Source organism: Streptomyces spinoverrucosus (assembly GCF_006539505.1).
Classification (GTDB): domain Bacteria; phylum Actinomycetota; class Actinomycetes; order Streptomycetales; family Streptomycetaceae; genus Streptomyces; species Streptomyces spinoverrucosus.
The window spans coordinates 50,128-73,254 of sequence record NZ_BJND01000022.1; the positions used below are offsets into that span (position 1 = coordinate 50,128).

Here is a 23,127-nt window from a genome sequence, read left to right on the forward strand (position 1 = left end):
ACCCTCGTGAACGTGTGCCGCGCACCGGCGTCATCCCCCGGTGCGCGGCACGGTCGTATCGGCCTCAACTCCGCTGCTGTCGCGGCGTTTTTGCAGGTCAGAGCCGATTGTCAGTGGTCGCCTCTACGGTTTTCCCATGACGCGATCTTTGCAGGCCGTGGCCTATCGGCGACCCTCCGTGCTGGTGTCCGCGGCGGACGGACAGCGCCTGGGTCTGGAGACCTCACGAGGTGCGACGCCTTCGGGCGTGCGGGACCATCCGCAGTTCTTCGCGGGCTTTCTGACGGCGCCTCAAGTAGCTGCGGCAGGGCTGCTGGCGGTGGCGGACGTGGCGGCCGCGCGGTACTACCAGCGACAGCTGCGCGCCTCGCTCGACCCGGTGGTGACGGGCAACGGCGACCGGCTCCGCTTCGAGTCGTTCTCCGGCTGCGGTGGGGTGTATGCGCGCCTGGACGTCCTGGAGGCGGGCCTCGACGGCGGCGTGGTGGGGCACGGGACGACGAACGTCGACGTCAACAACCCGCTGCGCGAGGCCCTGTCGAGGATCGGCTCGACCGACCCGCTCCACCTCAGGGTCGGCCCGGACGAGCTGGCGGTGACGACGCTGGACGGCCCGGTCGTGGAGAAGAAGGTCCCGCTTCCGGATCGCTGGCTGCGGGGGTTCGCCGAGGCCCAGGTGATCGCCGCAGGATTCGACCTGCGGGCGGAGCTGCCGGCCGCCGAGGCGGTGCGGTTTCTGCGGTCGCTGCCCCGTGGTGGCGGGCGCGGTGCGTCGGGCGGCGCCCGCTGGGTGGTGCCGGCCGGTCGCGGGCTGCGGCCGAGCACCCGGGCCGTGCCGGGCGCGGTGTGTCTGCCCGGCCCGGAGCGGCTGATCGCGCTCCAGCGGGTGCTGCGGCACGCGACGGCCCTACGTGTGTACGGCCCACCGGTCACGGGCGGCGCCGCCGCCACGGCCGCCGCATGGGAGGTAGTCCTGCCGGGCATGCGGCTCACCCTGACGCTGTCTCCCGACGCCTCGCGCGGGTTCTCCGGCGAGGGTGGCGTCCTCGACGCGCTGGCCGCCGACGAGGCCGGCGAGGACGCGGAGCTGATCTCGGTGCTGCTGGCGTGGGAGCCCCGTGTCGACGTCTGCGACCTCGCGACCGCCTCCGGGCTGACCGCCGAGCGCGTCCGGGCGGCCCTCGTCCGCCTCGGCACCTCGGGGCGCGTCGGATATGACGTGGCGGAGGCGGCCTATTTCCACCGCGAACTGCCCTACGACGCCGAGCGCGTGGAGCGGCACAACCCGCGTCTGCGGTCCGCCCGCGCGCTGGTGGCGGCGGGCGCGGTCGCCCTGGACGGCGCGGTTGCCACGGTGACGGCGGAGGACGGGCATGTGCACCGGGTGCGTGAGCAGGCCGGGGTGCTGAGTTGCAGCTGTCTGTGGTGGGCGAAGTACCGGGGCGGGCGCGGGCCGTGCAAGCACGCGCTGGCGGTGCGCATGGTGCGGCGCGGGACGGCCGTGGAGCAGGTCGGACAGACGGAGCGGGTCGACGGGGGTGTGCGATGAGTGCGCTGATGGAGTTGGTGCGGGCCGGGCGTACGGCCGAGGTGGTGAGCCTGCTGGACGGCATGACGGATGCCGAACGGCGGTCGCACTTCACCGAGTTGAAGGTGCTGCGCAAGGAGTTGCGGGCGGCGCCCTGGGAGTCGGACGCGCGTCGCGCGTATCCCGCGCTGCATGTGGCCGGAGCCGCGTGCCAGACGGGTGCGGCGGGGGTGGCGAGCTGGGTCTCCGCCGCCGACCTGCGCTGGTCGGGGGTCTCGCCGGGCGTGCTGCTGCACATCCTGGGCGACCGGGAGACCGACTGGCTGGCGGATGTGACGCACCGGCTGGCACAGCGTCCGGTCACCGCCTGGGTGCCGTACGAGCTGATGGCCGGTCTGGTACGGCTCTGCGGCTGCCCGGTGCCGACCACCGACGCCTATGTCCGGGGCTGGGTCGACCACCTGCGCGGCTCGTGGCAGCGCGGGGGCACACTGCTCGACCGGTTGCGGCAGGACCCGCATCTGCGGGAGCTCGCCGCCGCCCTGTTCGAGACGGGCGACATCGGCAGCCGGCTGCAGTGGCCGAACCACGACGGGCCGGACAGCTGGACCGGCGCGCTGGCGCAGCTGACCGTCGAGGGCGCCCTCGACCGCGGAGTGACGGTCGACGCGTGCGTGGCCCGGCTGCTGCGGAGTGGTACGGCCGCGGATCAGCGGGTGTTCCTGCGCCTGTTGAAGTGCCTGGGGCTCACCCGGGACGAGGAGCGGGAGCGGACGGCCGACTGGCTGGCGCTGGCCTCGGACGCGACGTCGACGGTGGCCTCGTACGCCCAGTCCGTCCTCGGAGGCCTGGCCCTGGACGGTGAGCTGGCGCCCCACCACCTGGCGGAGATGTCGGAAGCGGTGCTGTTCCGGACCGAGAAGAAGCTCGTGCGGGCCCAGCTCGTGCTGCTGGGCAAGGTGCTCGCGCGGGACGCGTCCGCGGCCGGGGAGCTGCTGCCGGCCATCGCGCGGGCATTCGGGCACGAGGACGCGGAGGTCCAGGAGCGGGCACTGAAGCTGGTCGAGCGGCACGTCAAGAAGCTCGGCCCGGTTCAGGCGCGGGCGGAGCTGGCCATGGCCGCCGAGCAGTTGATTCCCGGCCTGCGCGCCCGGGCGGTCGGGACGCTGGGCGCGCCGCCCGCGGATCCGGATCCGTTGGGCTACGAGGAGCTGCTGCCCCCGGCACCGCAGCCGACGCGTCTGGCACCCGCCGCCGCGTCCGCCGTGGAGCTGGCCGAGGAGGTGGGGGCGGCGCTGGCCTCCGAGCCGGGTGTGACCGGCTTCGAGCGGGCCCTGGACGGCCTGGTCCGGCACGCGTACAAGGACCGTGACGCCCTGCTGGCAGCACTGGAGCCGGTGATCACCCGGCGCTGGTGGGACAGCGCCGACAGGGCCGTGTCGGGCGACCGCTTCGCCGGCTCGTACGGCGCCGTGTCCCATGCCGCCGACGGCCTCGACCTTCTCCTCGCCACCCTGCGCGGCAGGATCCCCACGGCCACACTGCACGCGCGCGTCCAGCGCGGTTCGACCTCCCGCGACTGCGTGCACGGTGCCCTCTTCCGGGCGTTCGAGTGCCGCCTGTGGGAGGTGGCGCACCGGATGCGCACTGATCCGCTGCCCTTCCTGCTGTCCACCCCGACCTGGAGCACGGGCCTGCTGGAACCGGCCGAGCTGGTCGAACGCCTCGACACCTACCGGCGGCTGGGGGCGCGGGTCGCGGCCACCGACTTCGCGCAAGCCCTGCTGCGGGTGCGCCGCGCGGACCGGGAGGCGGCAGAGTCGGCGGCCCGGCGGGCGGCGGCACTCGGCACGCAGGAAGGGACACGGCTCGCCGCCTGGCTGACCTCCGAGGTCCCCGCGCTCCCCACCGCCCGGCGGCGGACGTCGGGGCCGCGCGTCCTGGTCGAGCTCGGCGAGGTCCTCGACCTGCAAAACGACTTCCCGGCGGAGTTCCGGCCGCTGGGCAATCCGATGAGCGTCTTCCAGAAACGGGCGTGGTGCTACCACTGGGACGACGACATACGGCAGCACTGGTCGGCCCTGCTCCCGGAACGGCGCGAGCTGGTGGCGGCGCGGCTGCTGCAGGATCTGTCCGACCTCGCCGTGGACGACGCCCAGGGTGCCGCCGCCGCGCTGCCGCCGCTGGCCGAGTCCGGCGGCGAGGCGGGCGAGGCCGTCCATCTGGGCCTTGCCTACGGGCTCGGGGCGCGGCATGAGGAGGACCGGCTCGCCGCCGTGGACGCGCTGCTGGTGCTGGCCGCGCGCGGGCAGTTGGACGCGGCTCGGCTGGGCGCGGACCTCGGGCAGCTGGTCCAGAGCGGCGCGGTGAAGACGCAGCGGCTGGCCGAGTCGGCGCGAACGGCGGCGGCCACCGGCGCCAACGCCACCATCTGGAGCGTCCTGAGCCGGACGCTGCCCGTGCTGCTCGCCGATCTCACGACCGGCGGGGCGGCCGCGCCGGCGCGGGGGCTCGGGGAGCTGCTGGCGGTGGCGGCCGAGTGCGCCGAGCGGTCCGGGGCGCGCGGCGATCTGCCGCACCTGGCGCAGGCGACGGCCCGGCGTGGCTCCTCGCGTCTGGTGACGCAGGCGCGTCGGCTGCGTAATGCGTTGGTCGAGGAGGTGGCCGCATGACGTAGGCCGCCTGGTACAGGGCGATGGCTGGGCAGGCGCGTCGTCGCAGGCCACGCATCCGCAGCACAACAACAGTAGAAAGAGCAACAAAAAGGGCAGATCCACGCTTTACCGATCAGTCACAAAGCGTTCGTGATCACGCAACACCCTTCCTTCACAGTGGGTCCATGAGTCGAGACATGTCTGATGTGACCCGAGCGAAACACGGCCGCCCGGTGCACCACTGGCGACGGGACGTCGTGGAACTCGCCGCGCTGTTCACCGCCGTCGCGGTGGCGGACGCCGTGGCCAACCTGATCGGCCACGGCCCCGACGGCCCAGCGCTTCTGGTGATCTCCGCGATCGTCCTGCTCGCCACGGCGACCTTCCACATCTGGTGGTCACGCCGCCACGGTCACGCACCGCCGACCAGCGATACCGGCGCCCGGCCGCCCTCCCCGGAGCGGCAGGCCGGGCCGTCCGCGCCGACCTCGGCGAACCCGGAGTCCGAGTCCGGGCAGGGCACGCTGTGGCGGATGCGGACGACGGTGAAGGACGAGCCCGGTTCGCTGGCCGCGCTGTGCACGGCGCTGGCCGGGCACCGGGTCGACATCCTCAGCCTGCAGACGCATCCGCTGGGTGACGGCACGGTGGACGAGTTCCTGCTCCGGGCTCCTGCCGGGCTTGCGGCCTCCGAGCTGACCCGGGCGGTGTCCCGGGCGGGCGGTACGGGCACGTGGATCGAGCGGGCCGACGCCCACGACCTGGTGGACGCGCCGACCCGCGTCCTGGGCCTGGCCACCCGTACGGCGCTGGACGCCGCCGAACTGCCACTCGCACTGCGGCAGTTGCTCGGCCGGTGCACGATCCGTTCGCTGCCCGCGACCCCGGTGGGCGGCGGTCGCGCGAGGGACGGCGTGCCGGTGGAGGGGGTTCTGGAGGACACCGTGATGCGGCTGCGCGCACCGGAAGGCGGAGTGATCACCGTGGAGCGGCCGTATCTGCCGTTCACGCCGACCGAGTTCGCGCGGGCGCGGGCCCTGGTGGAGCTGGACGCGCGGCTCGGGCCGCGCGTCCCGGGCGGCCAGGACGAGCTGACGCTGCCGCAGGGCAACGCCATCACCGTGCGCCGGGCCGACACCGGTGACCTTCAGGCCGCGAAGGAGATGCACGACCGGTGCTCGGCGCGCACCCTGTCCATGCGCTACCACGGGCCGGTCGGGGACGCCGACCGCTACCTCAACCACCTGCTCAGCCCGCGCTTCGGCCGGACGCTCGCCGTACAGACCGCGTCGGGCCGGATCGTCGGGCTCGGCCACCTGCTGTGGGACGGGGACGAGACGGAGGTCGCGCTGCTCGTCGAGGACGAGTGGCAGCGCCGGGGTATCGGCGCCGAGCTGCTCGGCCGCCTGGTGGCGATGGCGGTCGAGGCGGGCTGCGAGAGCGTGTACGCCGTGACGCAGTCCTCCAACACCGGCATGGTCGCCGCGATGCGCGGCCTTGGCCTGCCCCTCGACTACCAGATCGAGGAGGGCACCCTGGTGATCACGGCCCGGCTGGACGCGACGCCGGTTCGTCCGGGGCTGCCGTACGACGAGGAGCGGCTCGGCGAGCGGATCGTGCGGGAGTGAGGTGACCGACGGGTCGGGGGCGGCACGGTGGTGGACACCGGGCCGCCCCCGAGCGGTCCCGGAGCCATCCCCGAGCGGTCCGCGAGCCATTCCCGCCGAGCGGTACCGGAGCGGTCCGCGAGCCGTCCCCGAGCGGTCCCAGAGCAGTCCCCGAGCGGTCCCAGAGCGGCCCCTGGGGCTACCCCCGAGCGGGTCCCCGAGCCCGCCATCCCTGAGCCGCCCCCGAGCCATCCCAGAGCGGTCCCCGAGCGGTCCGCGAGCGGTCCGCGAGCCATCCGAGCGGTCCCAGAGTGGTCCGCGAGCCATCCCCGAGCCGCCCCCGAGCCACCCCCGACGCGTTCCTGCCGCTCAGGCGTGCCACACCCCGGCCGACGCCCGCACCCGCACCGGCGCCTCCCCCAGCGCAGCGTCCAGATCCGACCACAGGTCCTCGACGTCCTCCAGCCCCACCGACAGCCTGAGCAACTGGTCGCCGACCCCGGCGCCCCGGCGGTCGTCCGCGTCCACGATGCGGTGGCTGATGGACGCCGGGTGCTGGATGAGCGTGTCGACGCTGCCGAGGCTCACGGCCGGGGTGATCAGACGGACGCCGGCGATGACCTCGTGCGGGTCGCCGTGCACCTCGAAGGCGATCATCGCGCCGCCGATGCGCGGGTAGTGGACGCGGGCGACGCGCGGGTCGGCGGTGAGTCGACGGACGAGTTCGGCGGCGTTCGCGGACGCCGCCCGCACCCGTACGGGCAGGGTCGCGAGGCCGCGCAACAGCAGATAACCGGCCAGCGGATGCAGCACCCCGCCCGTGGCGAACCGCACCTGCCGCAACCGCCCCGCGAACTCCTCGTCGCAGGCGACCACTCCGGCGAGTACGTCACCGTGCCCGCCGAGATACTTGGTCGCGCTGTGCAGCACAAGTCCCGCGCCCTGTTCGGCGGGGCGCTGGAGTACGGGGGTGGCGAAGGTGTTGTCGACGAGCAGCGGTACCGAGCCGCAGGCGTGGGCGGCGGCCCGTAGGTCGAGTTCGGCGAGGGTCGGGTTCGCCGGGGACTCCACCAGGACGAGCCCGGTGTCGGGCCGCAGCGCGTCCGCGATACCGGCCGGGTCGGTCCAGGTCACCTCCGAGCCGAGCAGACCGGCGGTGAGGAGGTGGTCGCTGCAGCCGTACAGGGGACGTACCGCCACGACATGGCGCAGGCCCAGGGAGGCCCGTACGAGCAGCACCGCGCTCAGCGCGGCCATGCCACTGGCGAAGGCGACGGCGGACTCGGTGCCTTCGAGGCGGGCGAGGGCGGTCTCGAAGCGGGCGACGGTGGGGTTGCCCAGCCGGGCGTAGACGGGCGGGCCGTCCGGTTCGGCGCCGGTGGTGGCGAAGGCGTCGATACGGGCGGCCTCGGCCCGGCTGTCGTACGAGGGGTAGGTGGTGGACAGGTCGATGGGCGGGGTGTGCAGGCCCTGCCCGGCGAGATCGTCACGCCCGGCGTGCACGGCTTCGGTGGCCAGTGCTCTCGCTGCGATCGATGGGGTGCGTACGTCGTCGTAGGCGTCCCTGGTCACGGAGTCCATGCCCCGAAGAGTGAACACCGAGCGGGTCTCAGGGGGCCGGGCCCGTGTTACGTTCGGACAATGGCTGAATCTGTCGTACTGGATCCGGTGGATCTCGATCTGCTGCGGCTGTTGCAGAACGACGCCCGGACGACCTACCGCGACCTCGCCGCGCAGGTGGGCGTCGCGCCGTCGACCTGCCTGGACCGGGTGACCCGGCTGCGGCGCGCGGGCGTGATCCTCGGACATCAGCTGCGGCTGGATCCGGCCAAGTTGGGACGCGGGCTGCAAGCCCTGCTGTCGGTGCAGGTCAGGCCGCATCGGCGGGAGCTGGTGGGGCCGTTCGTGGAGCGGATCCGGGCGCTGCCGGAGTCGCTGACCGTCTTCCACCTCACCGGTCCCGACGACTACCTGGTGCATGTCGCGGTCGCGGACATGGCCGATCTGCAACGGCTGGTGCTGGACGAGTTCACGGCCCGCCGCGAAGTGGCCCGTGTCGAAACCCGGTTGATCTTCCAGCAGTGGGACTGCGGCCCCCTGCTGCCGCCTTCGCCCTCGGCTCAATCCGGGTGACGCACGGTGGCCCCTCGTATGAGGATGGTCCCCATGTCAGAGACCAAGAGCCCGCTGCCCCGAGAGGTCGCCGACGCCTACGTCGACGAACTCATCGCCCTCGACCCGGTCACCGGTACCTATCTCGGCGTGAAGGAGAGTTCGAGCCGCCTGCCCGACATCTCACCCGCGGGCCAGGAGGCGCTCGCCGAGCTGGCGCGGGCGACCCTCGCGAAGCTCGACGAGGCCGAGCGCGCGCCCGGCGCGGACAGTGACATCGAGCGCCGGTGTGCGCGCCTGCTGCGTGAGCGGCTCACCGCCGAACTCGCCGTGCACAAGGCCGAAGAGGGGCTTCGCTCGGTCGGCAACCTGGGCACGATCGTGCACCCGGTGCGCGAGGTGTTCACCGTGACACCGGCGGAGACGGAGGAGGACTGGGCCGCGATCGCCCAGCGGCTGCGCGCGGTGCCGGCCGCGCTGGCGGGCTACCGCGAGTCCCTCGCGCTGGGTCTGGACCGCAAGCTGTACGCGGGCCCGCGCCCGACGGCGACGTTCATCGACCAGCTCGGCGAGTGGGCGGACACCCACGGCAGCGGGCGCGGCTGGTTCGAGGACTTCGCCTCGGCCGGTCCCGAGGCGCTGCGCGCGGAGCTGGACGACGCCGCCCGTGGGGCGAGCGCGGCCGTGGTGGAGCTGCGGGACTGGATGCGTGAGGTGTACGCGCCGACGGTCGAGGGCGCGCCGAACACGGTGGGCCGGGAGCGGTACGCCCGCTGGTCGCGCTACTTCAACGGCACCGACCTCGACCTGGACGAGGCGTACGCGTACGGCTGGTCGGAGTTCCACCGCATCCTCGGCGAGATGAAGCAGGAGGCCGACAAGATCCTGCCGGGCGCCGAGACGCCGTGGGTGGCGCTCGCCCACCTCGACGAGCACGGCAAGCACATCGAGGGCGTCGACGAGGTCCGGCAGTGGCTGCAGGACCTGATGGACCAGGCGATCGAGGCGCTGGACGGCACGCACTTCGACCTCGCCGAGCGGGTCCGGAAGGTGGAGTCCTGCATCGCCCCGCCCGGCAGCGCCGCCGCCCCCTACTACACGCCCCCGTCGGAGGACTTCTCCCGCCCGGGCCGCACCTGGCTGCCGACGATGGGCTTGACCCGGTTCCCGGTCTACGACCTGGTGTCGACCTGGTACCACGAGGGCGTCCCCGGCCATCACCTCCAGCTCGCGCAGTGGGCGCACGTCGCCGCGAACCTCTCCCGCTACCAGGCCACCATCGGCGGCGTCAGCGCCAACGCCGAGGGCTGGGCGCTGTACGCGGAGCGGCTGATGGACGAGCTGGGCTTCCTCACCGACCCGGAGCAGCGGCTCGGCTACCTCGACGCGCAGATGATGCGGGCCACCCGGGTCATCGTCGACATCGGTATGCACCTGGAGCTGGAGATCCCGGCGGACTCGCCCTTCCACCCGGGTGAGCGCTGGACCGCCGAGCTGGCGCAGGAGTTCTTCGGCGCACACAGCAGCCGCCCGGCGGACTTCGTGGAGAGCGAGCTGACCCGCTACCTCACCATCCCCGGCCAGGCGATCGGCTACAAGCTGGGCGAACGCGCCTGGCTGCTGGGCCGGGAGAACGCCCGCGAGCGGCACGGCGACGCCTTCGACCTCAAGGCCTGGCACATGGCCGCCCTCTCCCAGGGCTCCCTGGGACTGGACGACCTGGTGGACGAGCTGTCCCGCCTCTGACGGTCACGTCAACGCCGGAAGGCGCCTTCCGAGTTGATCACCTGACCGGTGACCCAGTCCGCCTCGTCCGTCGCGAGCCAGGCGATGAGGCGGGCCGGGTCGTCCGGCATGCCCCACCGCCCAGCGGGGAAACGCGCGGCGATGGCCGCGTAGTCGTCGCCGGTCATGTAGTCCGTGTCGACGGGGCCCGGGTTGACGGTGTTCACCGTGACCCCCTGCTCGGCGAGCGTCGTCGCCAGCGAGCGCGTGATCGAGGCGAGTGCGCCCTTCTGAAGGGCGTAGGCGATCTCGCCCGGCATACCGCCCGCGATGTCCTGCCCCGACGTCATCATCACCACGCGCCCGCCACGGCGTCGGTCCGGCTGCCGGGCATAGGCCTGGATCAGCAGCAGCACCGACCGCGTGTCGACCGCCCAGTGCGCGTCGAGCATGGCGGCGTCGATCGCGTCGAGCGGTCCGTCGGATCCGCTGAGGGCGTGGTTGGCGACGAGGATGTCCAGCCGTCCGCCGAGTGCCGCGGTGGCGGTGGTGATCAGCTCGGCGGGCGCGGCGGGATCGGCGAGATCACCGGGCCCGGCGACGATCCGCGCCTCCGGATCACCGGCGGCCGCGCGCACGGAGGCGACCACGTCCTCGATCCGGTCGGCGCCCCAGGGCATGGCGGCATCGTGCGGCACATGGTGATGCAGGCAGACGCTCGCCCCGTACGCGACGAGCCGCCGGGCCACGGCATGCCCGATGCCGCCGCGCCGGCTGGCCCCGGTGACCAGGGCGGTACGGCCGCGCAAGGGCAGGGGGTCGCGGCGGAGGTCTTCGGGGGAGGGATGCGGCAGGTGAGGCATGGTCGATCATGATGGGCGACGAGCGGGCGGGACGCACGCGGTTTTCGTACGCACGCGGTTTTCATACGGCCCGAGGGACACGCCGCCGGCACCCGCAGTCCCTTACTGGTGCAGACGGCCCGCCCCTATGACCCCGGTGTTACCCGCCCCTATGACCCCGGTGTTATCAGTGGCCGCCTCGGCGTACGTGTGCTTCGGCGAGGAGGAGGTAACTGCTGGCGGTCCAGGTGTAGGCGCGGTCCCGCAGGCCCGTTCCGGTCAGGGCGTCGAAGTTCTCGGCGAAGCCGTGCGTCTCGCACAGGGCGCGGAAGCGGGCGCTGATCTCGTCCGCCAGCCGGTGGTGTCCGCCGCGGCGCAGGCCGTCCTCGATGAGGACTGTGGCGGGGGCCCAGATGGGGCCGCGCCAGTAGCCGTCGGCGAGGTAGTGCGGCGAGGTCGGCAGCTCGGTGGCCAGGCCGTGCCCGGTCAGGTGGGCCTCGATGCGGGCGGCCAGCACGCCGCTGATCTCGTCCGGCAGGTGCTCGCCCAGCACGATCGGCATCAGGTCGAGGAGGCTGGAGCTGTGCCAGGTGTCGCCGCTGTCGACTCCCCGGGCGACGAACCGGTCACCGGTCCACAGCTGGTCGAGCATCGCCGCCTGGGTGGCCTCGGCGGCCCGCGCCCACCGATCGGCCTCGTCCGGTCTGTCCAAGGGCTGTGCCAGTTCGGCGAGTTCGTGGAGCTGGAGGACGAGGAAGGCGGCCAGGTCGGCGGTGACGACCACGCGTTCGGGGTCGAAGGTGGTGGCGTTGTCCCAGCCGCTGTCGTTGCCGTGCTGGTAGTGGGGCAGGTCCGCGCCGGGGGCGCGCCGTGCGGTGAGCCAGAAGTTGGTCCAGCGTTCCAGCCGGTCGTAGGTCTCGGCCAGTTCGGCCTGGCCGGGAGGAACGGGCAGCCGGCGCCGCAGGTGACCGAATGCCCAGCCGTGGATGGGCGGTTTGACGAAGTTGTGGAGGACCTCGGAGTGGGTGACCGAGTCGGGCAGGGCCCCGGTCTCGTCCTGGTGGTCGAAGGGCAGGTGGTACTGGTCCCAGGCCAGTTCCGGGCAACCGGGCGCCAGGGCCAGGGCGTTGAAGCAGTGGTCCCAGCTCCAGACCTTGTCCATCCAGTGCTTGGACATCAGCACGCCGGGGCGCGTGACCAGCCCCGCGGGGCGTACGGTCGCGGACCACACGACGTAGGCGGCGAGTTCGGCGGCCGGGGTGGCGGACGAGCGCCAGGGAGCCGCCGTGTCGACGAAGTCCGCGAAGGAGTTCTGCGCGGCCTCGACGATCTTGCCGAAGGCCGCCGTCGACGCGTACGGCGCGCGGGCGGTGTCGAGTTCCTCGACCGCTATCTCCCAGGGTCCGTCCGCGTCCTGGTCGGCGGTGACGGTGAGGCCGCGGTCGGCGCCGCCCAGGGCCTGGCTGCCGAAGGTGTCGGCCACCGTGCCGGCGAGCACGGTGACGCGGTAGCGGCGTCCGGTCTCGTACGACGTGAACACATACCCGTCGGCGGCCGCGTCGTGGAAGAAGTAGGTGCCGCTGAACGGGGTCAGCGTCCGCGCTGCCGCGCAAACGCGCAGGGACAGCCCCGCACCGCGCAGGCGTACGGTGTCCGGCGACTCGTAGGCGAGGTCGAGGCGGCCGGTCGCGCCGATCCAGCTCAGCAGGCTCGGTGTCGCCTCCACGCGGGTCTCCGCCCGCTCGCCCGTCGTGGCGTCGAGCGGCACCAGGCGCAGGACGGCGTGCATGCCGTTCTGGTGCGAGACGAGGTGGAGGTCCTCGGCGTACGTCTTCTCCGCCACCACGGGCGAGATGTCGAACCAGGATCCGTACGTGCTGAACGGGATGTCGTGGACGGAGAAGGCCGGGCCAGGAAGGGCGGCGGTCATGGAGTGCGACTCGTTTCTCGAGCACAGGACTCGAACAGAGGGAAGGGAACTCAGTCCTTGACCGCACCGGCGGTCACGCCGGCGGCGACGTAGCGCTGGGCCAGGACCAGGATGACCGCGGCCGGCAGCGAGGCCACGACGGCGGTGGCCATGATGGCGTTCCACTCCTGGTTGTTGTTCCCGATGTAGTGGTAGATGCCGAGCGTGATCGGCTCGTACGAGCCGCCGTTGACCAGGGTGCTGGCGAAGACGAAGTCGGACCAGGACCACAGGAACGCGAACAACGAGACCGTGACGACGGCGTTGCGGCTCATGGGCAGGACGATCGACCAGAAGGTGCGCAACGCCCCTGCGCCGTCCGTCTTCGCCGCCTGGAGCAGTTCGCCGGGGATGCCGGACATGAACGCGGTGAAGATGAGGACGGCGAAGGGCACGGCCAGCGTGGAGTCGGCGACGATCAGGCCGGGGACGGACTGGAGCAGGCCGAGTTGGAGGTAGATGGCGTAGAAGCCCATCGCCATGATGATGCCGGGGATCATCTGGGCGGCCAGCAGGACGAAGCCGAGGACGCCGCCGCCACGCGGGCGCAGCTTGGCCAGGGCGTAACCGGCGGGGGCGGACAGGGCCACGGTCAGGACGACGGTGCCCAGGCCGATGACGAGGCTGGTGCCGAGGTAGGGCAGCTGCTCGTCGAGGACGGTGCGGTAGCCGGCCAGGGTGCCGTTCAGGGGGAACAGGTCGGGTGGGCTCTTGCGCATGTCCTGGTCGCGGGTGAAGGACACGTTCACCATCCAGTAGACCGGGAAGAGCATGATCCCGGTCAGCAGCAGGCCGATGGCCGTCTTTCCCCACGTACGCTTACGGCTTCGCATCACGACAGGGCCTGCTTTCTCTGGACCCGGACGTAGACCAGGCCGAACACCAGGGCGGCGACGACGAGCAGGTTGCCGACAGCCGCACCCGGGCCGAAGGCGGGCAGCAGGTTGCCGAAGCCGAGCTGGTAGGACCAGGTGGCGAAGGTCGTGGACGATTCCGCCGGGCCGCCCTTGGTCATGATCCAGATGATGTCGAAGACCTTGAGTGTGTAGACCAGACCCAGCAGCAGGGTGATCGCGGACACCGGGCGCAGCAGCGGGAAGGTGACGCGCCAGAAGCGCTGCCAGGCGCTCGCCCCGTCCAGGGCGGCGGCCTCGTACAGGCTCGTGGGGATGGACTGCAAGCCGCTGTAGAGCACGACCAGGTTGAACGGGACGCCGATCCAGATGTTGGCGATGATCACCGAGGTCAGCGACCAGGACGGGGAAGTCAGCCAGTTCACCGGGCCGATGCCGACGGCGTGCAGAGCGGCGTTGACGATGCCCGAGTCGCTGTTGAGCATCCACGACCAGGTGGAGGCCGACACGATCAGTGGCAGCAGCCAGGGCACCAGGAACAGGGCCCGCAGGGTGGCCGAGAGCCGGAAGTGCTGGTTGAAGAAGACCGCGAGGGCCAGGCCGATGGCGTACTGGAAGACCAGGCACACGGCCGTGAACACCACGGTGTGGAGCAGGGCGGGCGCGAAGGTCGGGTCGTCGAAGACGATGCGGTAGTTCTCCAGGCCGGTGAACGGCGCGTCGCCCTGAACGAAGGAGCGGACGGTGTAGTTCCGCAGGCTCAGGTCGATGTTGCGGTACAGCGGATAGGCGTAGAAGAGGGCGAGGTAGAGGGTCACCGGGGCCAGGAAGGCCCAGGCGGCCCACTGCTGGGAGCTGGGGCGGCGCCGTTGCGGGGGCGGTGCGGTGGGGGCCGCACCGCTCTTTCGGGGCACGGGCCGGCGGTGCGGCACTTGTGTGGTGTGACTCATCAAAGGGCCCTGGACTGCTGTCAGTTGCCGGCGGCGGACTGGGCGGCGCTCAGCGCGTCCTTGGGAGACTTCGAGCCACTGAGAGCGGACTGGACGGCCTTCCACAACTGCTCGGAGATCTTCGGGTACTTGGTGCCCAGGTCGTCACTGGTGCGGCCCTTGGCCGCCTTGACCGCGTCCACCCAGGGCTTGAGCTCGGGGTTGGCCGCCACCTGCTTGTCCTGGACCTCGCTGGTGGGGGCGACGTAGGACAGGGTGGTGTCGGTTTCGTACAGGTTCTCGGTGTTGGTCAGGCAGGTCGCCAGCTTCTGGGAGGTGGCGTAGCGGCCGGTGTCGCTCTGGACCGGGAGGGTGACGAACTCGCCGCCGGTCGGGGCCGCGGCGCTGCCTCCGTCGGCGCCGGGTATGGGCAGGACGCCGTAGTCGAAGCCCGCCTTCTCGGCGCCCGCGAGCTGCCAGGTGCCGTTCTCCGCGAACGCGTAGTCGCCGCTCGCGAACTCCTGCCAGCTGGTCGTCTGGGTGTTGTTGATGACCGAGTTGGGCGCGTAGCCCTTGTCCAGCCAGTCCTTCCACAGGGACAGGGCGGAGGCGGCCTCGGCGGAGTCGAGTTCGGTCAGCTGGGCGCCGGAGCCCCAGAACCACGGCAGGAACTGGAAGCTGCCCTCCTCGGTGCCGATCGCGGAGAAGGTGATGCCCTTCTTGCCCGCCTCCTTGACCTTGTCCAGGGCTGCCGTCAGGGTCGGCCAGTCCTTGATCGAGGCGATGTCGACCTTGGCCTCCTTCAGGACGTCCTTGTTGTAGTACAGGGCGAGGGTGTTGGCGCCGATCGGGGTGCCGTACGTCTTCCCGCCCGACTGGCCGGCCGCGAGCAGGTTGGGGTCGACCTTCGAGGTGTCCAGCTTGTTGTCGTCCGTCGTGGTGAGCACGCCCGCCTCGGCCAGGGTCGACACCACCGGGTTGTCGACGATGAGGAGGTCCGCGGAGTTGTCCTGTTGGGCGGCCAGCAGGGCCTTGTTCGACAGGTCGCTGGTGTCGAAGGCGGTCCGCTTGATCTTCACACCGGCCTCGGTGCCGCACTTGTCCAGCAACTTCGCCCAGGCCGAGCTCTTGTCGAACTGCGGGTACGGGTCCCAGATGGTGTACGTGCCGCTGTCCGCGCCCTTGGCGTCGGCGCTGCCCGAGCCGGAGGAGCAGGCGGTGGCACTGATGGCCACCGCCAGGGCCGTCAGGGCTGCGGCGGTCAGACGGCGCTGTCTGGAGGAGCTGTTCATCGCGGGTTCCTTTGTTCGGGCATTGCGGGTGCCGAGGGCACGGGGTTGCTGCAAGCGGGCACGCCGAACGGCACTGATGTGAGGTTCGAGCGATCAGCGAGGTGAAGCAGGAGGACGGGCGGTCACCCGTCGTGTGGTCAGGGCGTCGTACCGGGCCCGGCGTCGATGGTGGGTGCGGTGCCTGCGGGCCCGGTGCTGGCGCGCAGGGAGATGGGTGGCGTGAGGAGGTGGTGCCGGGGAGCCGCGCCGGGATGGTCGAGCCGCTCCACCAGCAGTTCGACGGCGAGCCGGCCCATCGCGGCCGCCGGTACGTCCGCCGCGGTGAGCTGCGGCGTCACCGTCTCCGCCCAGCGGTTGGCCACGACTCCCGTGAGGGAGAAGTCGCGCGGGACATGGCGGCCCGCCTGGGCGAGGCCCCGGTAGAGGCCGCCCAGCGCGGCCTCGTTCAGGGTGACCAGGGCCGTGGTGGCCGGATCGTCGTGCAGGATCCGTTCCACACAGGCCTGACCCGAGGTGGCGTCGTCCCCGCAGCAGTACGTCCGCACCGTCAGCCCGCGCTCGGCCGCGGCCTTGGTGAAGCCGTCCAGGCCGCGGTGGGCGGACTCGTACCCGGTCCGCAGCAGCTGCTCGGGGCGGTTGACGAAGGCGACCCGGCGGTGGCCGAGATCCGCGAGATGGTGGACGCACGCCTCCACCAGCGCGGTGTGGTCCAGGCCCACCCACCAGCCGCCCTCGGGATGCGCGGTGCGGCCGATGGCGACGGAGGGGAAGTCCAGTGCGGCCAGGTGATCGACCCGGTCGTCCTCCAGCCTGATCTCCATCAGGATCGCGCCGTCGACCCGCCGCTCCCCCAGCAGCCGCTGGAAGGAACGGTCGCTGTCCACGCCGCTCGGTGACAGCAGCACGTCGTAGTCGTAGACCGCGGCGGCCTCCACCACGCTGCCGATGAAGTCCAGCTGCATCCCCGTGTAGTGGTTCCCGGCCGGTGGGAAGACCAGGCCGATCGTGCTCGTCCGGCCGTTGGCCAGGGCACGGGCACTGGCGCTGGGCCGGTAGCCCAACTCGTCGACGACCCGCTGGATTCTCCGGCGCGTGTCCTCCGAAACCGGGCGCTTGCCACTCAGCGCGTAGGACACCGTGCTCCGCGAGACACCGGCTCTCTTGGCGATCTCACCGATGTTCACGGGCGACTCCTTGCTCGAACCGGAGGAGGGGGGCGGATGCCGGTTGTCGAACCGGTTCGCATGCAGTGACGGTAGGAACAGCTCGAACCCCTGTCAACACCCCGGACACCACTCAAGAAACCCTGTGCGGCCCCGCAAATTCCTTGTGTCGGAGGGATTGCTGGGCCGCGTTTCCCGGTGCTAGCTTCGCGAACCGGTTCGATGAAGCGATCCTTCCGGCAACCGTCTGCCCGTTCCGCACAGTCCCCGAGGCGCGGGGCCGCCATCCCCGCAGTCTCGAAGAGTTGATCTGCCTCCGTGACGCGTGCGGTCGAACCGATTCGACGCCGCATCACCGGAACCCGTTACTCAAGGATTGAGGACGCAATCCATGCCATCCGCTGACAGATCCGCGCGGCGCCGAGCCCCGGCCGCGATAGCCCTGACTCTCGGGGCGGGCCTGCTGGCCGCGCCCGCCGTCCCCGCGCTGGCGGCCGAGGCGCCCCAGCCGGCCGCCCGCTACACCTTCGACCAGGACGACCTCGCCTCGGGCACGATCACCGACAGCTCCGGCAACGGCCTGACGGCGAGCCTCGTGAACGGCTCCACCGCCCAGTCCGTCACCGGCGCGGACGGCGGCAAGGCGCTCGCCCTGCCCGGCGGGGCGCCCACCTCCAACGGCGCGTATGTCCGCCTGCCCCGCGAAGTGGTCGGCGACGCCGACGACCTGACGGTCTCCGCCCGCGTGAAGTGGGGCGGCGACAAGTCGTCCTGGCAGCGGATCTTCGACCTGGGCACCAACACCACCAAGTACCTCTTCGCCACCCCGTACAACAACGGCGGGGTGCTGCAGACCTCCGTGACCACCGGCGGAGGCGGCGCGGAGGCACAGGTCCGCGGCTACGCGATGCTTCCCGCCAACGAGTGGCGGACGGTCACCGTCACCCTCGACTCCACCGCCCGTCGGCTCACCACCTACCTCGACGGCGTCGCGGTCTCCTCCGCCGAGACCGGCATCAAGGCCAACGAGCTGCTGGACGGTTCGGCCACGGCCGCCGGCTACATCGGCAAGTCCCTGTGGCCGGACCCGCTCCTCAAGGGCGCGGTCGACGACTTCACCGTGTGGCACTCGGCGCTCAGCGCCGAGCAGGTGGCCGGTACGGTCGGGACCGTGCCCACTCTCCAGGAGCTCTCGAAGACGTCCTTCGAGGTCCGTACGACCGCCGGGACCGCCCCGTCCCTCCCCGCCGCCGTCCGCTCGTCCTACTCCGACGGCTACGACCGCGACACATCGATCACCTGGGACGCCGTACCGCCCGAGAAGTACGCCCGGCCGGGCACGTTCACGGTGGCGGGAACGGCGGCCGGGCGCGCGGTGAAGGCGACCGTCACCGTGGTCCGCGAGGGTCAGCTCACCGTCGACCTCGGCTCGGACACCGGCAAGTTCCACGGCGGTGCGTCAGGCACCCTCTACGGCGTGTACGGGCCGGACGTCCCGACCAACAACCTCATGGAGGGCATGGGCCTGCGCACGGTCTCCACCAAGGCGCAGGACGGTCCGCAGCACCCCGGTGCCGACGCGCTGGAGGTGGTGAAGCCGCTGGCCGACTCCACCGACGGTGATGTGTACATCTACATGACGGACATCCACCGCGGCTTCCCGTACCAGTGGCCGGGCGACACCCCCGAGGAGAAGCTCAAGCTCTACCGGGAGAAGATCGTCAAGCAGGTCGACCAGGTCCTGGAGCTGCCGAAGGAGTACCAGGACAACATCGTCTTCGTGCCGTTCAACGAGCCCGAGGGCAACATGTTCGGCACCGGCGAGTGGAGCTACAACAAGGTCAGCTGGCTCAACGACCCCGATGACTACTTCGCCGCCTGGGACGACTTCTACAAGCTCATCAAGAGCAAGATGCCCGACGCCCGCATCGCCGGCCCCAACACCAGCGTCCTGTACGACCAGGTGAAGGGCTTCCTCACCCACGCCCTGGCCGCCGGGACCATGCCCGACGTCATCACCTGGCACGAGCTGAGCCACCCGGAGGCGGTGCGCGCGAGCGTCGCCAAGTACCGGGCATGGGAGAAGGACCTGTTCAAGGGCACCGACAGGGAGGGCACCCAACTCCCCATCAACATCAACGAGTACGCCTTCAACTACCACACCTCGGTCCCGGGCCAGATGATCCAGTGGGTGTCCGCGATCGAGGAGTCCAAGGTGGACGCCGACATCGCGTACTGGAACATCGACGGCAACCTCTCCGACTCCGCCGTGCAGTCCAACCGCGGCAATGGCCAGTGGTGGCTGCTGCATTCGTACGCCTCGATGAGCGGCCACACGGTGAAGGTGACGCCGCCGTTCCCCGGCGAGAACTACACCATGCAGGGCGTTGCCACGCTCGACGAGAAGAAGAAGCAGTCCCGGCTTATCTTCGGCGGTTCCACCGGCAAGGGACACATCACCTTCGACAACGTCCCGAAGAAGATCTTCGGGGACCGCGTGCACGCCTGGGTGAAGGAGATCGAGTGGAGCGGCCAGGTGGGCGACAACTCCGGCCCGAAGCTGCTCACGGAGACGAACCTGGAGGTCGGTGCCGACGGCAAGGTCGTCGTCGACTTCGGTGACGGCGGGCTGCCGAAGCTCAAGGAGTCCTCGGCCTACGAGATCGTCCTCAGCCCCGCCGGGAAGGCGAAGGGCACGCAGTCCCCGCCCGTGCGCTGGCAGGGCTCGTACGAGGCGGAGGACGCCGCCCACACCGGGTCCGGCTACACGAAGAACGGGCCGGAGGGCTCGCCGCGCGACGTGTCGAAGTTCTACACGTCCGGCGGCTACGACGTCGGCGGTCTGCGCACCGGCTCGGACGTCACGCTCGACTTCACCGTGGACGTGCCCGAGGACGGCACCTACGACCTGAGCGTCTTCGCCAACTCCCTCAACACCTTCGACAAGGTGAAGGAGCAGGGCCCCACCAACGTCTTCCTGCGCGTGGACGGGAAGGCGGACAGCGAGCAGGAGCTGTACCTGCCGCTCGGCTACAAGTGGGTGGTGTGGGACCACACCGACACCAAGGTCCACCTCACCAAGGGCAAGCACACCCTGACACTCGCCGCGAAGAGCGCCGACGGCAAGCGCGCCACCAAGGGTGACGCCATCGTCGACCGCCTCACCCTGTCCCTCGCCGAGGCTTCGGCCGGCACCCAGGTGTACGAGGGCGAGCTGGCCTGGCTGGGCGGCGGGGCGCGGCCCGTCTACGACCTGCCGAAGCGGGCGGCCACCGGCTCGGGCGCCGCCCGGCTCGCGAAGGGCCAGACGGCCACGTTCTGGGTCTACTCCCCCGCCGACCGCGAGGCGACCCTCGAGGTCGACACCCTCGGCGGCTCCGGGGCCCGGCTCTCCGTCAACGACCACGACGTCCTGCGCCTGGCCAAGGGCAGGAGCAGCGTCGCGGTCTCCCTCTCGGGCGGCGTCAACAAGATGACGCTGACCGGGGGTTCGTCCGCCACCCTCGTCGACCGCCTCACGGTCACGCCCACCGAGGGCGCGCTCAAGGCGCGGACGTACGAGGCGCAGGACGCCGAGCTCGCGGGCTCGGCCACGCTCACCCCGCTGTCCCTGGCCACCGACGGCACGGCGATCACCGGTATCGGCGGCGACCCGGGCAACGGCAACACCGCGACGTTCACCGTGGCCGCCGACCGGGCCGGCCTGTACGCGCTGCGCATCCGCTACTCCAACCCCGAGCAGTCCGAAGCCACCCACTACAACCCGGACCCGCTCGCCCGCCACGCCGACATCACCGTCAACGGCGGCGAGATGCGGCGCGTCGGCTTCCCGCACAGCTTCCACGAGAACAACTTCTGGGAGCTGACCGTCCCGGTCCATCTCAAGAAGGGCCAGAACACGATCGCCTTCCGCTCCGAGGAACTGCCGAACTTCGACGGCACCACCTACGCCTCGGACACCTTCCCCGGCGTACTGCTCCGCTCCCGCTACGCGCCGCTGATCGACCGGATCACCGTCGCGCCGTACGCGCGGGAGGTGCGATGAGGTGACCACCGCCGGCGGTGAGGGCGGGTAGCGGTGCACCGCGTCCCCCACCCGGCGGGAGAACGCCCTCTTCGCCGCCGGTGCCACAAGCCGGCGCCCGGGTCCGTCACAGTCGGCGGACCCGGGCGTCGGCGTCCGGGATTCAGGTGGGCGGCCGCGATGCCGGCGTCCGGGATTCAGGTGGCGGCCGCGATGCCGGTGAGACGGATCAGCCCGTGCCGCGCTGCCGCAGCACCGAACCCGATCTCCCCTTCACCACCTCCAACTGCGCGTGAATCCGCCGCCGCAGATCGGCCACATGACTCACGATGCCGACACTGCGGCCCCGCTCACGCAGTGCGTCGAGCACGTCCAGCACCTCGTCCAGGGTCTGGTCGTCCAGGCTGCCGAAGCCCTCGTCGATGAAGAGGGGCTCACAGGTTCGACATCCGAGGACGCACCAGCTCTGAGCAGGTAGAATGGGGTACGAAAAGCCCCTCGGAGTGATCTGCGAGGGGCTTCTTTGATGGCGGGGGACGAACGGGGGACAGCGTGATCAGGCGGCGTCCTGTACCTCATCCCGAGGGGCGGGCCGTACGACGCGCAGATGGCGATCCCCTGCTACTTCCGCAACCGAGGCGGGTGTCGCATCTTGCTGAGCCTGGCCTCCCTCAGGGACTGGGGTGGGCGACTGTGTGGAGTCCCCCTCGGCTGCAGTGGCTTGCTGATCGCTGGGCTTTTCGACGCCGTTGCGGCGCGGCACCAAGTCAACGGGTGCGTTGGCGGCTGCCTGCTCGAACTGTGGCAGCAGGCTGGTGTAAGTGTCGGCAGTGAGCTGGTAGCTGCTGTGGCCGAGCAGGGCTGGGATCGCCTTCATGGATAGGCCGGCGGCCAGGCTGAGTGATGCGGCGCAGTGGCGCAGGTCGCCCAGGGCGGAGATCATCACGTCCGTGGCGGGGGCCGCTGGTCTGTGTCACGAGATGGGGCCCGAGCAGTTGACGGCACTGATCCACTCGGGCAGGAAGGGTGCGGCTGCCGCGTACGTCGCCCGGCACTTCGCGCACTTCGACTTCACCGGCATCACCGTGATGGGGCCTACGCGCACCCTCCACGGCCGTGAGGACGTCAAGGTCGGCACCGTGTTGATGCAGTTGATTGACCTGGGAGCGGGGCACAGTCCGGGCAACGTCGCCGTGCACGTGCCGGATGAGGATGTGGTGTTCGCCGGGGACGCCCTGTTCTCCGGGGTGCACATGGTGGTGGTCCGGGTCGTTGAGCGGCTGCATCCGGGCGTGCCAGACGCTGTTGGACACGGGCGCGGACGTGTTCGTGCCGGGCCACGGGCCGCTGTTGGACCGCAGCGGCGTTGCAGAGATCCGTGACCGCCTGTCTCAGATGACTGAGGAGGCGACGGGGCACGCACGGTGCGGTGTGCCGCTGGCCGACGCGGCCCGCCTGGTAATGGCGGGCCACGTCGGCTCGTGGGCGCATCCGGAGCGGCTGTTCACGCAGACCGCGGCCTCCTACGCGGAAGCGGGAGTTGCGGGGGTGCCGTCGAGCACGCTCGCGATGGTGGAGGGCATGGCGTCGCTGGCCTGCTGAGCGACGTCACCGGGCATGACGACCATGAGGCGAATGTTGTTGCCCAGCCGGCCGAAGGCGACGAATTCGACCTCGACTTCCTCGTCCCGGTGCGGGAGGTAGAGGCGGCGGCGGTCGCCATCGGGGTGGGTGACGGTGGTGACGTCATGCTCAAGGATCCGGCCGGCGATCGTGTCGGCCTCCTTAATGTGCTGGACGACCTCGGCGAGTCGGGCGTCGTGTGGGTTGGCGCGCCAGGCGATGCGGAGTTGGGAGGCCATGGGCTTGGTCCAGGTTTCTTCCCAGTCGATGAGCTGGAATCGGGCCTCGGGGTAGGTCAAGGCCCAGATCATCACGTTGACGCCGTGGAGCATCCACGGGAAGTCGCGGGCGGCTGCCTCGTTGAAGACGCGTATGTCCCAACGGGGATCGAAGGTGTAGGCGGGCCACGGCAGGCGATGGACCATCTGGGACACGACGGGGTCGATCGTGCCGACGTCGGGGCGGCAGAGGGGTGCCGGTTCGCGTCCGGTGACCTCGAGGAAGAGGTGGGTTCGCTGGGCGTCGTTGAGGCCGAGGATGCGGACGAGGCTGTCGAGGAACTCGTCGCTGTAGGTACCGGGCACGCCGCGTTCGAGCCTGCTGTACCAGCCTTCGGTCACCCCTGCTAGGTAGGCGACCTCGGCCTGGGTGAGGCCGTTCCTGCGCCGTGTGCCATAACGGGCGGTGAAGCCGGGGACGGCCTTTGGATCGCGTGCCTTGCGCCAAGCACGGAGCATCCGCGTGATCGATGGCAGGTCGCCCATGTGAGGTACTGCTCCCAAAGGTAAAGAGAACTCAAATCAAA

Annotated in this window: 16 protein-coding genes and 1 pseudogene; 7 read left to right on the forward strand and 10 right to left on the reverse strand. The window is 71.1% G+C overall.

The features are described 5' to 3' along the window. The first annotated feature begins 136 nt into the window (after positions 1–136). From SSP24_RS16470 to SSP24_RS16480, 3 genes are all read left to right on the forward strand, one after another. Entirely contained in the window at positions 137–1,549 is a 1,413-nt protein-coding gene (locus SSP24_RS16470) for an SWIM zinc finger family protein (protein ID WP_141310307.1), read from the forward strand. Beyond that, the gene (locus SSP24_RS16475; RefSeq protein ID WP_141310308.1) at positions 1,546–4,200 is read left to right on the forward strand and encodes a DUF7824 domain-containing protein; all 2,655 of its coding nucleotides are present in this window, start codon (positions 1,546–1,548) and stop codon (positions 4,198–4,200) included. The genes SSP24_RS16470 and SSP24_RS16475 overlap by 4 nt, the downstream gene beginning before the upstream one ends. Positions 4,201–4,379: 179 nt before the next feature. Further along, positions 4,380–5,810 (forward strand): GNAT family N-acetyltransferase, encoded by a 1,431-nt coding sequence (locus SSP24_RS16480; RefSeq protein ID WP_229865608.1) that lies wholly within the window; start codon positions 4,380–4,382, stop codon positions 5,808–5,810. Positions 5,811–6,158: 348 nt separating this feature from the next. Here SSP24_RS16480 and SSP24_RS16485 read toward each other — a convergent pair whose 3' ends face one another. Continuing rightward, complete coding sequence (locus tag SSP24_RS16485; protein ID WP_141310309.1) at positions 6,159–7,370, reverse strand: trans-sulfuration enzyme family protein; 1,212 nt, start codon at positions 7,368–7,370, stop codon at positions 6,159–6,161. Between the two features lie 60 nt (positions 7,371–7,430). Here SSP24_RS16485 and SSP24_RS16490 point away from each other — a divergent pair, with 60 nt between their 5' ends. Both SSP24_RS16490 and SSP24_RS16495 read left to right on the forward strand, forming a co-directional pair. After that, positions 7,431–7,922, forward strand: a complete 492-nt coding sequence (locus SSP24_RS16490; RefSeq protein ID WP_141310310.1) for an Lrp/AsnC family transcriptional regulator — start codon at positions 7,431–7,433, stop codon at positions 7,920–7,922. Positions 7,923–7,955: 33 nt separating this feature from the next. After that, positions 7,956–9,647: a DUF885 domain-containing protein gene (locus SSP24_RS16495; RefSeq protein ID WP_141310311.1), complete on the forward strand. Its 1,692-nt coding sequence runs from the start codon at positions 7,956–7,958 to the stop codon at positions 9,645–9,647. An 8-nt stretch (positions 9,648–9,655) separates the two neighbouring features. Here SSP24_RS16495 and SSP24_RS16500 read toward each other — a convergent pair whose 3' ends face one another. From SSP24_RS16500 to SSP24_RS16525, 6 genes are all read right to left on the reverse strand, one after another. Further along, entirely contained in the window at positions 9,656–10,489 is an 834-nt protein-coding gene (locus tag SSP24_RS16500; protein ID WP_141310312.1) for an SDR family oxidoreductase, read from the reverse strand. A 166-nt stretch (positions 10,490–10,655) separates the two neighbouring features. Then, entirely contained in the window at positions 10,656–12,398 is a 1,743-nt protein-coding gene (locus SSP24_RS16505) for an amylo-alpha-1,6-glucosidase (protein ID WP_141310313.1), read from the reverse strand. 50 nt (positions 12,399–12,448) lie between these two features. Next, on the reverse strand, positions 12,449–13,270 hold the full coding sequence (locus SSP24_RS16510) for a carbohydrate ABC transporter permease (protein ID WP_229865611.1): 822 nt from the start codon (positions 13,268–13,270) through the stop codon (positions 12,449–12,451). Next, positions 13,270–14,241, reverse strand: a complete 972-nt coding sequence (locus SSP24_RS16515; RefSeq protein WP_141310315.1) for a carbohydrate ABC transporter permease — start codon at positions 14,239–14,241, stop codon at positions 13,270–13,272. Before SSP24_RS16515 ends, SSP24_RS16510 begins: the two co-directional genes overlap by 1 nt. Positions 14,242–14,261: 20 nt before the next feature. Beyond that, positions 14,262–15,512 (reverse strand): sugar ABC transporter substrate-binding protein, encoded by a 1,251-nt coding sequence (locus SSP24_RS16520; RefSeq protein WP_141310316.1) that lies wholly within the window; start codon positions 15,510–15,512, stop codon positions 14,262–14,264. Positions 15,513–15,649: 137 nt separating this feature from the next. After that, entirely contained in the window at positions 15,650–16,696 is a 1,047-nt protein-coding gene (locus tag SSP24_RS16525; RefSeq protein WP_141310317.1) for a LacI family DNA-binding transcriptional regulator, read from the reverse strand. A gap of 370 nt (positions 16,697–17,066) precedes the next feature. On the opposite strand from SSP24_RS16525, the gene SSP24_RS16530 reads away from it, so the two are divergent. Then, the gene (locus tag SSP24_RS16530; RefSeq protein WP_229865618.1) at positions 17,067–20,720 is read left to right on the forward strand and encodes a LamG-like jellyroll fold domain-containing protein; all 3,654 of its coding nucleotides are present in this window, start codon (positions 17,067–17,069) and stop codon (positions 20,718–20,720) included. Positions 20,721–20,928: 208 nt separating this feature from the next. On the opposite strand, the pseudogene SSP24_RS16535 reads toward SSP24_RS16530, so the two are convergent. Both SSP24_RS16535 and SSP24_RS43520 read right to left on the reverse strand, forming a co-directional pair. Continuing rightward, positions 20,929–21,135 (reverse strand): annotated as a pseudogene (locus tag SSP24_RS16535) (SbcC/MukB-like Walker B domain-containing protein); the annotation flags it as partial. Between the two features lie 120 nt (positions 21,136–21,255). Next, on the reverse strand, positions 21,256–21,642 hold the full coding sequence (locus SSP24_RS43520; RefSeq protein WP_218037091.1) for a site-specific integrase: 387 nt from the start codon (positions 21,640–21,642) through the stop codon (positions 21,256–21,258). Positions 21,643–21,679: 37 nt separating this feature from the next. Here SSP24_RS43520 and SSP24_RS16545 point away from each other — a divergent pair, with 37 nt between their 5' ends. Further along, complete coding sequence (locus tag SSP24_RS16545) at positions 21,680–22,081, forward strand: MBL fold metallo-hydrolase (RefSeq protein WP_141310318.1); 402 nt, start codon at positions 21,680–21,682, stop codon at positions 22,079–22,081. A gap of 141 nt (positions 22,082–22,222) precedes the next feature. On the opposite strand, the gene SSP24_RS16550 is transcribed toward SSP24_RS16545, so the two are convergent. Then, positions 22,223–23,086: an MmyB family transcriptional regulator gene (locus tag SSP24_RS16550; RefSeq protein ID WP_141310319.1), complete on the reverse strand. Its 864-nt coding sequence runs from the start codon at positions 23,084–23,086 to the stop codon at positions 22,223–22,225. Positions 23,087–23,127 lie beyond the last annotated feature (41 nt).